This is a genomic window from uncultured Roseibium sp. (assembly GCF_947496995.1).
Classification (GTDB): domain Bacteria; phylum Pseudomonadota; class Alphaproteobacteria; order Rhizobiales; family Stappiaceae; genus Roseibium.
In genome coordinates this window covers 59,409-71,907 of the sequence record NZ_CANMFD010000008.1, presented here as the reverse complement: position 1 = coordinate 71,907, position 12,499 = coordinate 59,409, and the positions used below count along the sequence as shown (strand labels likewise).

Below are 12,499 nucleotides of genomic sequence, written 5' to 3'. Positions count from 1 at the left end.
GGTCCTTGTTGTTCGAGAGTTCCGGTTACCTGACGAGGAAGACGGATACGTCCGCATGTGTCGCGATCCGGCCGCCATTGGAGGGCCAGACATGATCGGACAGGTTGGGAATATGCGTTTGCATCACGACCAGATCGGCCCCGCTCTCATGGATGGCCGTCAGCAGTGCGTGTTCCATATCCGCGGTTGGATCATGGGAAAACACGGCGTGACCTGAAGCAGTGATGCCGTGTTTGTCGGCCTGCGTGGCGGCAAAGGAGTCGAGCTTTGCCCGGAACTCTTCCGGGGTGTGCGCGAGTGCGCCGGGTGCCGCGGACGTGACCGCGGCGAAGACAACGGGAATGTCGTCCATTTTCGCAAGGTAAGCGGCAGCGGAAACTGACTTTTCAAGTCTATCCGCATGGCTCAGGTCGATTGGAATGAGTATTTTTTTAAACAAACGTCCCTCCTCGTTTTGTCAAGGTAAGAATAGATGGAAATCTTGCCCTTCCTTGTGGTCGGCGGAGGTGCCGTTCTTTCAAAAACGTTTTTCTTTTAACTTGGTTCCCGCCGTCCCTGAATAACTATCCTACTGTGGCATATGCCAGGAGGATCGTCAAAGAACGACAAAAAGGCTCCCCCGACCGACAGGAAAGGGCGATTGGTGGCAGGTTGAAATCTTGTGACGGGGAGCTTGCGGACAATCAGTCCGGTGTCTGAGCCGGTTCGGATCCGAAGACGATGCACTTGTTGCGGCCGGAGGTCTTCGCCTGGTAAAGCGCGGTGTCTGCCTTCTGCATCAACGTGGAAAACTCGATGTCTTCACGGGCGGCGACGGCGAGACCCATGCTGCAGGTGATCGTCTGGTCGACATCTTCCATCTGGCAGTCGGTCAGGATTGTCCGGCGCAGTCTTTCACAGACCAGCAAGGCTTCGTTCTCCTGCGTCTCATGCAGGATGAGACAGAATTCCTCGCCTCCGACGCGGCCGAATACGTCCACAGCCCGTAGTGCGTTGCTGATGGATCTGGAAAATTTTACCAGCACCTCGTCCCCTGCAGCGTGCCCGAACTGGTCGTTGATCTGCTTGAAATTATCGATGTCCAGCATCACGGCGGTGAAGGGCTGTTTCGATCTGCGGAAGCGCTGAATTTCCGTGTTGGCGCGTTCCAGAAAGGCGCGCCGATTGAGGATCTGCGTCAGGTCGTCGATGCTTGCGACCCGCTCCAGGTTGATCTTGGCGTCCATCAGTGCCTGGTGGTCGCGCTGGCGGGCGATCTCGTGACCTATCCAGTCGGCGAATTGGCGGACGATCTGAATGTCAGCTGCGGTGAAATCGCGTTTTCTGGGGCTGGGAGCGGAGAAGTTGATGGTGCCGTAAGGGACACCATCGACGATGAGCGGCGCACCGATATAGGTCTCCAGCTCAAACAACTTGTAACAGGGATGCTCGGCGAATTCCGATTGCGCGGCATTCACCGTCGCAAGCGGCTCGTTGGCCTTGAGTGTCAGCGCGCAATAGGTGTCGCCAAGGGGAAAGGTTACACCGGAGACAAGTTCGTCTGCAGGACAATGGGTATATGCGAGTGTGTAACGATCTTCGGCGATGTCGCTGATGATGCCGAACGGCAGTTCGAAGTGTTCGCAGCCGAGTCGCAGGATTTCCGCAATCTTTTCCTCGTGACCGAGTTCGCGGGTCGATGTGATGGCATAGAGCTCGGCCAGGGTCCGTTCGGTTTTCTTGCGGTCGGTGATGTCGTTGACCAGCACAACGAGTCCATCGACCCCGCCCTGGTCGTTGACACGCGGATTGCAATCCAGGTGACATTCGCGCCGGACACCGTCCGGAAAATTCAGGCTGACTTCCGAGGCAACCTTTTGACCCTGGAGCGCCTGACGGAAGATCGGCAGCAGCACCTCGCGTTCCTTCCAGGGCAGCCGGTCGCGCAACGACGTTCCGATCAGTTCCTCGGGCGACCCGTCGAACCATTCACAGCCGGTCTTGTTGATGAAAACGCACACTCCGTCGGTATCGATTTCGGTAATGCTCGCTGAAACATTGTCAGCCATGAGCGACAGGTTCTTGTAGGCGCTTTCCGCGCGAGCTCTGGCTTCCTTCAGTTCGGTGATGTCGGCGCGAATTCCAGCCGTGCCGCCGCTTCGGGTGCGGGTTTCCGAAATCCGCAGCCAGCGCCCGTCCGCCAGGTTCTGCTCGATAACGGAGCCGTCCGCTTCGCGGTGTTTGACCAGGCGCTGCTCCAGCCATTCATCTTTGCTCAGGCCGCCGGTGTTGTACTGGTCGCGCGTCAGGCCGAAACGCAGGATGTCTTCAAACCGGCTTCCCGGAACGATTGCCGCGGTGGAATGCTCGTAGATATCCCGGTAATTGTCATTGCAGATGATGAGACGGTCGTCGCAGTCGTAGATGGCAAAGCCTTCCGAAATCGCTTCAAGCGCGTCTTCGAGCGTCAGGGCGACGTCGCTGAGCCTCTTTTCCAGCGCCTTGCGCTCGCTGATGTCGCGAACAACGAACAGATAGCCGGACAGATTGTTTGCCGCATCGAATATCGGTGCGCTGATGACTTCCACGGAAGTCGTGGTGCCGTCGCTGCGGATCACTTCGAACGCATAGGCTTTTTTCCGGGGACGCGGGTCCTCGGGAGAACGATACAGTTCACCGACTTCCTCGAACTGCGCGGGGTCGGCGAAAAACTGTTTCGTCATGGCGCCGGCAAGCTCGGCGGGCTCGACACGCAGCAACCGCGCCAAGGCTGTATTGGCATACACGATAACCCGGTCCGGGTTGGTCACCAGAACACATTCGTTCAGATCGCCGAACGATTGTTCCAGGTCCAGTGTAATGCTTTCAGCCATCTCCATCCCGTCAAATTCCGCTTCTGTCGGTTCTCCATTATTAAAGACAGAAACTTTAATAAACAGGATACGTAAAGCTGCTTATTGGAACAGAAATTTAGTTTACTTTTCCAAAGATGATTATTTCATTGTCATTAATGTCAGTGTCCAATTATTTTACAGATCTCTGTAGAAACGTTTCAATTTTCTCAAGGGCAGTTTTGATATTCTGTGTGGAATTGGCATAGGAAAGCCGGATGTAACCTTCGCCGAGTACACCGAAATCCGGTCCGCCGATCACGGCGACACCGGCGTCTTCCAATAAAGCGGAGGCCAACTTCTTGGCCTGCCAGCCGGTGTTCTTGATATTGGGATAGGCATAAAAAGCGCCGAGCGGTGTCCGGCAGGAAATTCCCTCGATCGCGTTCAGCCCATCGACGACCACACGGCGGCGGGCATCGAATTCCGTGACCATGGCACGAACGGCATCCTGCGGTCCGGTCAGGGCGGCCAGTCCGGCATATTGCGCCGGCGCATTGACGCAGGACCAGGCGTTGACCGCAAGTTTTCGCGCCTTGTCGATCAGAGCATCCGGCCATAGGGAAAAGCCCATGCGCCAGCCGGTCATCGAGTAGGTTTTCGACCAGCCGTCCAGCAGGATCAGGCGGTCGCGCAGGCTGTCGAATTCCAGCAGGGAAACATGTTCCATGCCGTCATAGGTCATTTGCGAATAGATCTCGTCGGAAAGCACGGCCACATCCGGAAAACGCTCGAGGCCGGCGACAAGCTTTTCTATTTCGCTGCGGGGCGTGACGCCGCCCGTCGGGTTGGCGGGGGAGTTGAGGATGAGCAGGCGTGTGTTTTCCGTGATCAGGGAGAGCGTCTCATCGGCGGAAAAGGCGAACTCGTTTTCCTCGCGGATCGGGACCGGTATCGGGCGGGCGCCGGTGAATTCGATCATTGACCGGTAAATGGGAAAGCCCGGGTCGGGATAGAGAATATCTGCTCCCGGCTCGCCGAACATCAGAATGGCCATGAACATGGTGACCTTGCCGCCCGGCACGATGACGACGTTGCCGGGGTTGGTTTCCGTGCCGTGGCGACGAAGCAGGTCCGCTGACACGGCTTCGCGCAAGGGAGCGATGCCGGTTGCTGCCGTATAGCCGTGCTGCCCGTCGCGCAGAGCCTTGATAGCAGCCTCGACGATGTGTTCGGGTGTCCTGAAGTCGGGCTGGCCGATGCCGAGATTGATGATTTCGCGGCCCTGCCCGGCGAGCTCGTTGGCTCTGGCCAGAACAGCAAAGGCGTTTTCCTCGCCAATCCGGTCAAATCCGGAAATCGTATGGAGCATCGAAACCTCCCCCTTATTTTCTGTTTCTCTGCGCAAAGGGTATTCGCCGAAGCCGGCTCTGGAAAGGCAGGAATGACGGCAAACGGTTCGCTGCAGGGCGGGCGCATGTCAGCCGGCACGGGAAAATGCAGACCCGCACTCCCAATGCGCCTTCGTTATGCTTATATTCCCGGCAAAGCAGCCTGCCTTCAGCAGGCGAATTGGAAATCCTCTTGCCAGGAACATGCATGATGTCTGCGACCCAGGACGCCCGGACACAGATCCCCGTTACCGTTCTGACGGGGTATCTCGGTGCCGGAAAAACCACTCTTCTCAACCGGATACTCACCGAAAACCACGGTCAGCGCTATGCGGTGATCGTCAATGAATTCGGCGAAGTGGGGATCGACAACGATCTTCTTGTCGAGTCCGACGAAGAGATCTTCGAAATGAACAACGGCTGCATCTGCTGCACGGTCCGCGGGGACCTGATCCGCACTGTGCAGAACCTGATGAAGCGCAAGGGAGCTTTCGACGCGATCATCGTGGAGACGACGGGTGTCGCGGATCCGGCGCCGGTCGCCCAGACGTTTTTCATGGATGATGACGTCAGGGCCTCGGCGCGGCTTGACGCGGTCGTCGCGGTTGTCGATGCCAGGCATGTCCTGCAGCGTCTCGAGGACACGGAAGAGGCTGAAGATCAGGTGGCCTTCGCCGATGTCATCCTGATCAACAAGACGGACCTGGTTTCGCCTGAAGAACTGGCAAATGTCGAGGCGCGTGTCCGGTCCATCAACCCTTATGCGGTTCTCCACCGCAGCGAGCGCTGCGAGATCGATATCGCCAAGGTGCTCGACCGTGGCGCTTTCGATCTCGACCGCATTCTTTCCCTGGATCCGCATTTCCTGGAACACGGCCATCATGCCGACGAGTGCGGTCCGGACTGCGATCACGATCATCATGATCACGCTCACGGGCACGACCACGGGCATGGACATCACGATCATGGGCATGACCATGGCCACCACCACGAGGGTGACCCGCATTCGGTCAAAAGTATCTCCCTGAGGGCGGGAGATATCAATCCGGACATGTTCTTTCCGTGGATCAACCAGGTCACCCAGGCGCAGGGGCCGAACATTCTGCGTCTGAAAGGCATTCTGGCGTTCAAGGACGATCCGCAGCGTTATGTCATCCAGGGTGTGCACATGATCGTCGAGGGAGATCATCAGCGCGACTGGAAGGCGGACGAGCCGCGCGAAAGCCGGCTGGTCTTTATCGGCCGCGATCTCAACTGGGATGTGCTGAAAGACAGTTTTCAGGCCTGCGTGGCGGAATAAGGAATCAAGATTTGCCGACAGTTGCACCAGTGGATGTGGACGGTTTTGTCGTCCGCGTCGGTTTCCTGAAGAATTGCGCTTATTTCGCCTCCGGAGAAGGCGGGATTGTCCTGTCAGGGTCGGGAGAACATACGCTTCAGCCACACAAGGCGGGCTTGCTTGCGGCGGTGCCTGCCAGGGACGGCACTGCGCTGATCACCTCCGGTGACGATGGCTGCATCTACCTGAGCGGCACGGACGGGACTTCGGAACTTCTGGCGGAGCGGCCACGCAAATGGATCGACCTGATCGCGTCCGGCCCGTCCGGTGCGGTGGCCTTCGCCAGCGGACGGACGGCCTGGGTGCGTCTTGCCGACGGCCGCGAAAAGGAGTTCGCGCACGAACGGGCGGTCGGAGGGCTTGCATTCGCGCCCAAGGGCATGCGCCTCGCGGTTTCCCGTTATGACGGGGCGACGCTGTGGTGGGCCGGTACGGACGGTGCGCCGGTGGAGTTGAGCTGGAAAGGCGCGCATCTTGGCACCAGCTTTTCGCCGGACGGAAAATATCTTGTCACGGCCATGCAGGAAAATGCCCTGCACGGCTGGCGGCTGACGGACGGTCAGGACATGCGCATGACCGGCTATCCGGCCAAGGTCAAATCGTTCAGCTGGTCAGTCAAGGGCCGCTATCTGGCGACCTCCGGAGCCAATGCCGCGATCCTGTGGCCGTTCTTCGGAAAGACGGGCCCGATGGGGCAGACACCTCTCCAGCTCGGCATGCGCGGCGACAATCTGGTCAGTGCCGTGGCCTGTCATCCCAGGGAGGATGTCGCCGCGGTCGGCTATCAGGACGGCATGGTGCTCATGTGCCGGTTCGAGGACAATGCGGAAGTGCTGCTGCGGCGACCCGGAAAGGGACCGGTCTCCACACTGGACTGGGATGCGGACGGCACCCGGCTTGCTTTCGGTACGGAAGCAGGCGAAGCCGGGATTGTCAGTCTGGAGGACTGACTTCAGCCGGACTGATCGGTTCGGGAACAGGAGCGAAGATGGCACGGGTGATGATGTTGATGGTCATGCTGCTCAGCGGCACGGCAACGTCTCAGCTGCCGGAATTCTCTCAGCAGTACCGCCAGCGCCTCGGTGGGGCCATCGATGCGCTTGAAGAGATCCTGGCGGACTTCCGCAGGGATGCCGCCGATCACGGGTTGACCCCGGTTGAAGCCATTGCACGCCAGAAGGCCTCCGGCGATCCGTTCATCAGGTCGCGGGGCGAAAGCATGGTCCAGGCGGAAATCCGGCTGAGCCGCCTGAAGCTGCAGCAGGAGGAATTGCTGACTGCGGGGCCCGTAGAGCGGATGGTGGTTTTCGCGCGTGGTTTCGATCCGCAACTGGCCAGGGCGACGGCTGAGGATTATGAACCCGCCGTGCCGGTCACGATTGCCGGCTTTACCAGCGCCGGGATCGGAGCTTTCGCAGGCTTCCTGATCATGCGCCTTCTGACCGGTCTTGCGCGGCTCGGCCGCCGGCGCAGGCCCAGGGGCGCGTAGATCGCCGTGAGGCCAAGAGACGGTCGGTTAAGGGCGGGTGGCTGAAAGGCCCGCTTCCCTCTGGACAACTTCTTTGACCGCCGAACGGTAAATACGCTAAGCAGTTTTTTCGCAGTGCCACAGTTCACACCCAGCGGGAAGGATATTGGATGGACGCGATCACCCGGATGCGGTGTTTCATTCAAGTTGTCGATTCAAACGGCTTTTCCGCCGCTGCCCGGGAGATGGGGCGCTCCAAGGCTCTGGTTTCCAAATATGTCGGCGAGCTTGAGGACGAATTGGGCGTCCGGCTGCTCAACCGGACCACGCGGCAGGTTTCGCTGACCGAAGTCGGAGGCGCCTATTACAAGGAGGCAGCCGATATCCTGCAGCGGATCGACGATCTGCAGGCCTCCGTCCAGTCGTCGCACAAGGAAGTCAGGGGGCGGCTGCGGGTGTCGGCGCCCCGATCGATGGGCGACGAGATGCTCAACAAGGCGATGATGCAGTTCCTGCTGCAGTATCCGGACGTCACTCTGGATCTCAGGCTGGAGGACCGCTTCGTCGACCTCGTCGAAGAGGGCTTCGATCTGGCCGTTCGCGTGACCCAGATGGACGATTCCAGCCTGATTGCCCGCAAGATCGCCCCATTCCGCTCCGTCCTGTGCGCCACGCCCGAGGCGATCGAGAGATTCGGGGCACCGCAGGTTCCTGCGGATCTTCTCAGCCGTCCGTGCATCATCGATACCAATCACCGGTTCAAGCAGAACTGGATCTTTTACGACAAGGGCGAGCGGCTGAGCGTGGCCGTGAAAGGGCCTCTGGAGGTCAACAGCGCAGCGGCGGCCCGGGAGGCGGCGCTGTGTGGACTTGGATTTCTCAGAACGCCATTGTTCTTCGTCAACGAGGACCTTCGGAAGGGGAACCTGGTCACCCTCCTCGATGAATTCGAAGAGCCCATGCGGGGCATTTATGCCGTTTACCCGCACCGGCGGCATCTGAGCGGCAAGGTGCGGGCCCTGGTCGATTTTCTCGTGGCGTGGTATGGGCCGGGGCGGTCTCCCTGTGAGCCGGACGGCAGCTAGAAAATCCGTTTTTCCGTTACGCCTTCGCACAAAGCAATTTGTAAGAAAGTGATATTTCACGCAGACAAGAGAATGATGACTTGCGGATAAGTTGTTTTTTGTGTGATTGAACCGGTAAGTAGATTGATCTCCAGTAGTTTTATTAAAGTTGAAAAATAACTTTGGAACAACTTGCAAATTCGAAACTCGCGTTAGAGACTTGTTTCATGAAGGAATCCCAGGAGCAAATTGCGTCTCGACTGGAACAGGTGTTCTGGAGCCGAGGTTTCGCGGAGCCAAGCGTTCCGGAGCTGCGCGCCGGTGCCGGTGTCAGCATGCGCACCCTTTACCGGCATTTTCCTTCCCGCGAAGCCATGATCCTTGGCGCGCTGGAGCACCGTCACCGCCGTTATCTCAGTTATGTGCGCGAAGGCGTCACCACGCCGGGACTGGCGGCGGCGGAACAACTGTTCGACAAGCTCGGCGGCTGGATGCGGATAACCGACGGCAAGGAATGTTTTTTCCGTCAGGCCCTTGCGGCGAACCCGGACAGCCTGGACATCGAGGCGACGGTCAAACGCCACAAGGCAGAGCTGCTGAAGTTCTTCGGAGAGCTCAGCGGGCAGGCAAAGTTCGGGTCGACCCTCTATCTGCTGCATGAGGGTGTCACCTCCTGCTATGCGGAAATGGGAGAAGTTGCCGTCGAGGACGCCAAACAGCTGGTGCGCCAGATGTTCAAGGCGGATATCGACAAAAGGCTCCTATAAGTCCCCGGAAGCCGCCGTCAGTCCGATTACAAACCTGTCGTTCTGTCGTTCGACGTCAACTCTGTTGAGTGAACTCAGAAGCTGAATACTATCCTCGGCTGTCACCCCGGCCAAGCGCAGCGCTGAGCCGGGGCCCACTCGTTCGCAGAGGCTCTCTTGGGTGTCTCCAAGGACGCTTCACACACAGTCCCTGGAACAAACAACAAGGCGCGCAGGGCCGAAGCGGGTAGCGACTGCCGATGAACAATCGCCCTTGCTTCAGCAAGCGGCACTGCGAGTAGGCCCCGAGTCTCCGCTTCGCTGCGCCCGGGGTGACAACCGGAAGGGATGGGCTTTATCAGCAGTTTTACGGCGGCATGAGCCGCCGTTTTTATTTCCCGAATGCCGCCGTCAGTCCTTTGCGGACTGGGCCAGTCTTTCCTCGGCCATGGCGTCCGCGATGGCTTCAGGTGTCGTTTCTTCCGCCGAGGCCCGCTCGAAGATGGCCGCAAGCGTATCGCCGATCGCAATGGTCTTTTCACGCACGAGCGCGTCATCGCCGCCCGGTGTTGCCAGCGCGATGGAAATGACGCCACCTGCATTGATTGCATAGTCCGGGGCGTAAAGAATGCCGCGTTTCTTCAGTGCCACACCGTCCCCGGGTGTCTGAAGCTGGTTGTTGGCTGCTCCGGCGACGATCCGCGCCTGGATCTGCGGAACGGTTGTGGCGTTAAGGCCCGCTCCCAGGGCGCAGGGAACGAAGATGTCGGCTTCGACCATGTGGGCCTGCGCCGGGTCGGCGGTCGCTGCCCCGAATGCCTCGACCGCGCGAAGAACGGCGGGCGCATGGATATCGGAAACGATCAGTCCGGCGCCGGCCTCATGCAGCCTGCAGGCAACATCGAAACCGACATGGCCGAGGCCCTGGACGGATACGGTTCTGCCCTCGAGATTGTCGGTGCCGAACACATGGCGCACAGAGGCGCGGATCCCCTCGAAAACGCCGAGCGCGGTGTAGGGGGAAGGGTCCCCAAGTCCGGTTGCGCTCGTGCCGCGCACATGTTTCGTCTGGCGCGCGACGGCTTCCATGTCCTGCGGCGAGACACCGACATCTTCCGCGGTGATATAGGTTCCCGACAGCCGATCCACGTGGCGGCCGAACGCTTCCATCATTCCAGCAGTCTTGTCCTTGCGCGGGTCGGCGATGATCACCGCCTTGCCGCCGCCAAGGTCAAGGCCTGCGAGCGCGTTCTTGTACGTCATACCGCGGGACAGGCGCAGGGCATCGGTCAGGGCATCGAACGGGTTGCCGTAGGGCCAGACGCGGCAGCCGCCGAGCGCGGGGCCCAGGGTCGTGTCGTGAACCGCGATGATGGCGCTCAGGCCGGTGTCCCTGTCCCTGACAAACACAACGTTTTCGTGGTCGTCCATTTCGGGATGATCAAAAACGGCGCTGTGACGGATCGTGGAATGTAAGGCGTTCATGGCAGGATTGTCCGGCTGGTTAAGAATGCAAATATTTTAGGCTTGTCTTGAGGAATAATGTCTTTTTTGTCCTCACTAATTCGAATAAATAGGATCAAATGTTCCGCTTTCTTGATAAATGGCCGAAAATTGTTCCAGGAAGATATTGCGCCGCACTCAGGTGCCTTTTTCCTGCCGTCTTCTCTGGTCTAGGTCTTGTGGCGTGACGTCCGATCAAACAGGTGATTCCGGTGCATTTTTGTCCAGCCCCCTTCCTCAAAGTCGTTGGTTCGGTTGTCCGCCGGATCCTGATCGGGGCCGGGTTCCTGTCGGTTTTGCTGACCGGCGTCTCAGCGCATCCGCATGTGTTCGTGGAAGCCAGATCCCGGCTGGTCTTTGACGATCAGGGCCAGGCGGTTGCGGTCAACCATATCTTCCGGTTCGACGACGCCTTTTCGGCATTCGCGATCCAGGGCTTCGACACAAATGGAGACGGTGTCTATTCGCGCGAGGAATTGAGCGAGCTGGCGCAGGTCAATGTGGAGAGCATGGCCGACTTCGGCTATTTCACGTTCGGCGACAACACCCGGATCGAGTTCGATTTCACCGCTCCTTCAGACTATTGGCTGGAAGTCGAGGCGGTGCCGCTGCGGGACTACTGGGCGATGAAGCCGGAAGATTTCGAGGCGATGGAGGAGGACGTCCGCATGAACGGCGGATCGATGCCGCAAAGCGTCGATCTTCTGGAATTGCATTTCACGCTGCCGCTCAAGGAACCGAGCGACGCGGCGAATCCGATCACGCTCGACGTCTATGATCCGACTTTTTATGTCGATTTCCGGTTCGGGAGCGAGGACAGCGCAGTGGGCACGGTCAATGCCCCCGGCACCTGCCAGGTGACCCGCAAGGAACCGCCGCCTCTGGACGATGCGACGGCATACGCTCTTGCGCAGATCGGCGCAGACCAGCGGGACCTTCCGCCGGAGTTGCAGTCGGCGGCCGCGACACAGGTCAACCAGATGATCGTCAACTGCGCCACCGCCCCGGTATCCGGTGAGATCGGGGAGGTCTCTGTGGAGGTGGCTGATGGTGGCGCGACAGTGGCTGATAACGGCGCAGCTTCTCAAGCAGGCAGCGTGTCATCCCGGGCAGAGGCTGTCGTCAGTTCGGCAGAGACAACTGTTGCCGTGATCGATCCTGCCGCGCAGACGGGTGTTCAGAGCGGATTTCTGAACACGGTCTTCGGGACGATTGCCGTCAAGCAGAAGGAATTCTATCAGGCGCTGGTGGCAAGCCTCAGATCGTTCCGCAACAATCCGAACGCCGTATGGTTGCTCATGGGGCTGTCTTTCGCCTATGGCATTTTCCACGCGGCAGGTCCCGGGCACGGAAAGGCGATCATCACCTCCTATGTGGTCGCCAACAACGAGACCTTGCGCAAGGGTGTTGTCCTGTCCTTCGCCTCCGCCTTCGCCCAGGCGGTGACGGCCATCGTTCTCGTCGGCGGACTGGCCGTGGTATTCAACCTCACAAGTCTCGCCATTCAGGATACCGCCCGCTGGTTCGAGATCGGCTCCTATCTGATGATCACTGCGCTCGGCGGCTGGCTGCTCTGGCAAAAGGCCGTCCGGCCACTGTTGAACGTTGTCGCTTCTCGGCTGGCAAGCGATCAGCTTGCCTATGCGGGGGCGGAGGTCCATGACCATGGCCATCACCACCATCATCATCACGGGCACGGGCACGGGCATGGGCACGGGCATGGGCATGATGATCACCATCACTCGGTGGGGGCGGACGGCGTTTGCGCCACCTGCGGCCATGCCCATGCGCCGACACCGGACATGCTCAGCGGGCGTATCACGCTGGCGCGGGCGGCTTCCATTGTCCTGGCGGTCGGTCTGCGCCCCTGTACCGGAGCGCTGATCGTGCTGGTTTTCGCCCTGTCTCAAGGCATGATCGCTGCGGGTATCGCCTCCACACTGGCGATGGCCGTCGGCACCGGCATCACGGTGTCCCTTCTCGCCGGGCTGGCCGTCGGTGCGAAGGACCTGGCGGTGCGGCTTTTCGGCGAGGGCAGCCCGATGTCCGGCCGGATCCACAGGACCATAGAGATCCTGGGAGCGGCGATTGTCTTTCTACTTGGCGTGACCTTGCTGATCGCGACGGTCGGCTGGGGGTAGGGCAGGCTCTATGAGTGCCTGTTGCGCCGACCACACC

At 59.6% G+C, this 12,499-nt stretch carries 10 protein-coding genes; 6 read left to right on the top strand and 4 right to left on the bottom strand.

From position 1 onward, the window contains the following. Positions 1 to 25 precede the first annotated feature (25 nt). The 3 genes from Q1B40_RS23380 to Q1B40_RS23370 form a co-directional block, all read right to left on the bottom strand. Positions 26 to 439 carry a universal stress protein gene (locus tag Q1B40_RS23380; RefSeq protein ID WP_299820480.1) on the bottom strand — a complete coding sequence of 138 codons (414 nt, stop codon included), beginning with the start codon at positions 437 to 439 and terminating at the stop codon, positions 26 to 28. 244 nt (positions 440 to 683) lie between these two features. Then, positions 684 to 2,852 (bottom strand): diguanylate cyclase, encoded by a 2,169-nt coding sequence (locus tag Q1B40_RS23375; protein ID WP_299820477.1) that lies wholly within the window; start codon positions 2,850 to 2,852, stop codon positions 684 to 686. 151 nt (positions 2,853 to 3,003) lie between these two features. After that, entirely contained in the window at positions 3,004 to 4,182 is a 1,179-nt protein-coding gene (locus tag Q1B40_RS23370; RefSeq protein ID WP_299820474.1) for a pyridoxal phosphate-dependent aminotransferase, read from the bottom strand. Between the two features lie 230 nt (positions 4,183 to 4,412). Here Q1B40_RS23370 and Q1B40_RS23365 point away from each other — a divergent pair, with 230 nt between their 5' ends. From Q1B40_RS23365 to Q1B40_RS23345, 5 genes are all read left to right on the top strand, one after another. Continuing rightward, on the top strand, positions 4,413 to 5,501 hold the full coding sequence (locus Q1B40_RS23365) for a GTP-binding protein (protein WP_299820740.1): 1,089 nt from the start codon (positions 4,413 to 4,415) through the stop codon (positions 5,499 to 5,501). Between the two features lie 11 nt (positions 5,502 to 5,512). After that, entirely contained in the window at positions 5,513 to 6,490 is a 978-nt protein-coding gene (locus Q1B40_RS23360) for a WD40 repeat domain-containing protein (protein ID WP_299820471.1), read from the top strand. Positions 6,491 to 6,528: 38 nt separating this feature from the next. Next, positions 6,529 to 7,029: a DUF2937 family protein gene (locus Q1B40_RS23355; protein ID WP_299820468.1), complete on the top strand. Its 501-nt coding sequence runs from the start codon at positions 6,529 to 6,531 to the stop codon at positions 7,027 to 7,029. Positions 7,030 to 7,178: 149 nt separating this feature from the next. Continuing rightward, the gene (locus Q1B40_RS23350; protein WP_299820466.1) at positions 7,179 to 8,093 is read left to right on the top strand and encodes a LysR family transcriptional regulator; all 915 of its coding nucleotides are present in this window, start codon (positions 7,179 to 7,181) and stop codon (positions 8,091 to 8,093) included. Between the two features lie 206 nt (positions 8,094 to 8,299). After that, entirely contained in the window at positions 8,300 to 8,839 is a 540-nt protein-coding gene (locus Q1B40_RS23345; RefSeq protein WP_299820463.1) for a TetR/AcrR family transcriptional regulator, read from the top strand. Positions 8,840 to 9,229: 390 nt separating this feature from the next. On the opposite strand, the gene Q1B40_RS23340 is transcribed toward Q1B40_RS23345, so the two are convergent. After that, positions 9,230 to 10,303, bottom strand: a complete 1,074-nt coding sequence (locus Q1B40_RS23340; RefSeq protein WP_299820460.1) for a Glu/Leu/Phe/Val dehydrogenase dimerization domain-containing protein — start codon at positions 10,301 to 10,303, stop codon at positions 9,230 to 9,232. Between the two features lie 230 nt (positions 10,304 to 10,533). On the opposite strand from Q1B40_RS23340, the gene Q1B40_RS23335 reads away from it, so the two are divergent. Then, positions 10,534 to 12,462 (top strand): DUF1007 family protein, encoded by a 1,929-nt coding sequence (locus Q1B40_RS23335; protein ID WP_299820457.1) that lies wholly within the window; start codon positions 10,534 to 10,536, stop codon positions 12,460 to 12,462. Positions 12,463 to 12,499: the final 37 nt, after the last annotated feature.

Coding starts and splice junctions, on each gene's coding strand:
- Q1B40_RS23365 (WP_299820740.1), top strand. CDS start 4,413: ATGTCTGCGACCCAGGACGCCCGGACACAGATCCCCGTTACCGTTCTG.
- Q1B40_RS23350 (WP_299820466.1), top strand. CDS start 7,179: ATGGACGCGATCACCCGGATGCGGTGTTTCATTCAAGTTGTCGATTCA.
- Q1B40_RS23340 (WP_299820460.1), bottom strand. CDS start 10,303: ATGAACGCCTTACATTCCACGATCCGTCACAGCGCCGTTTTTGATCAT.
- Q1B40_RS23375 (WP_299820477.1), bottom strand. CDS start 2,852: ATGGCTGAAAGCATTACACTGGACCTGGAACAATCGTTCGGCGATCTG.
- Q1B40_RS23345 (WP_299820463.1), top strand. CDS start 8,300: ATGAAGGAATCCCAGGAGCAAATTGCGTCTCGACTGGAACAGGTGTTC.
- Q1B40_RS23370 (WP_299820474.1), bottom strand. CDS start 4,182: ATGCTCCATACGATTTCCGGATTTGACCGGATTGGCGAGGAAAACGCC.
- Q1B40_RS23355 (WP_299820468.1), top strand. CDS start 6,529: ATGGCACGGGTGATGATGTTGATGGTCATGCTGCTCAGCGGCACGGCA.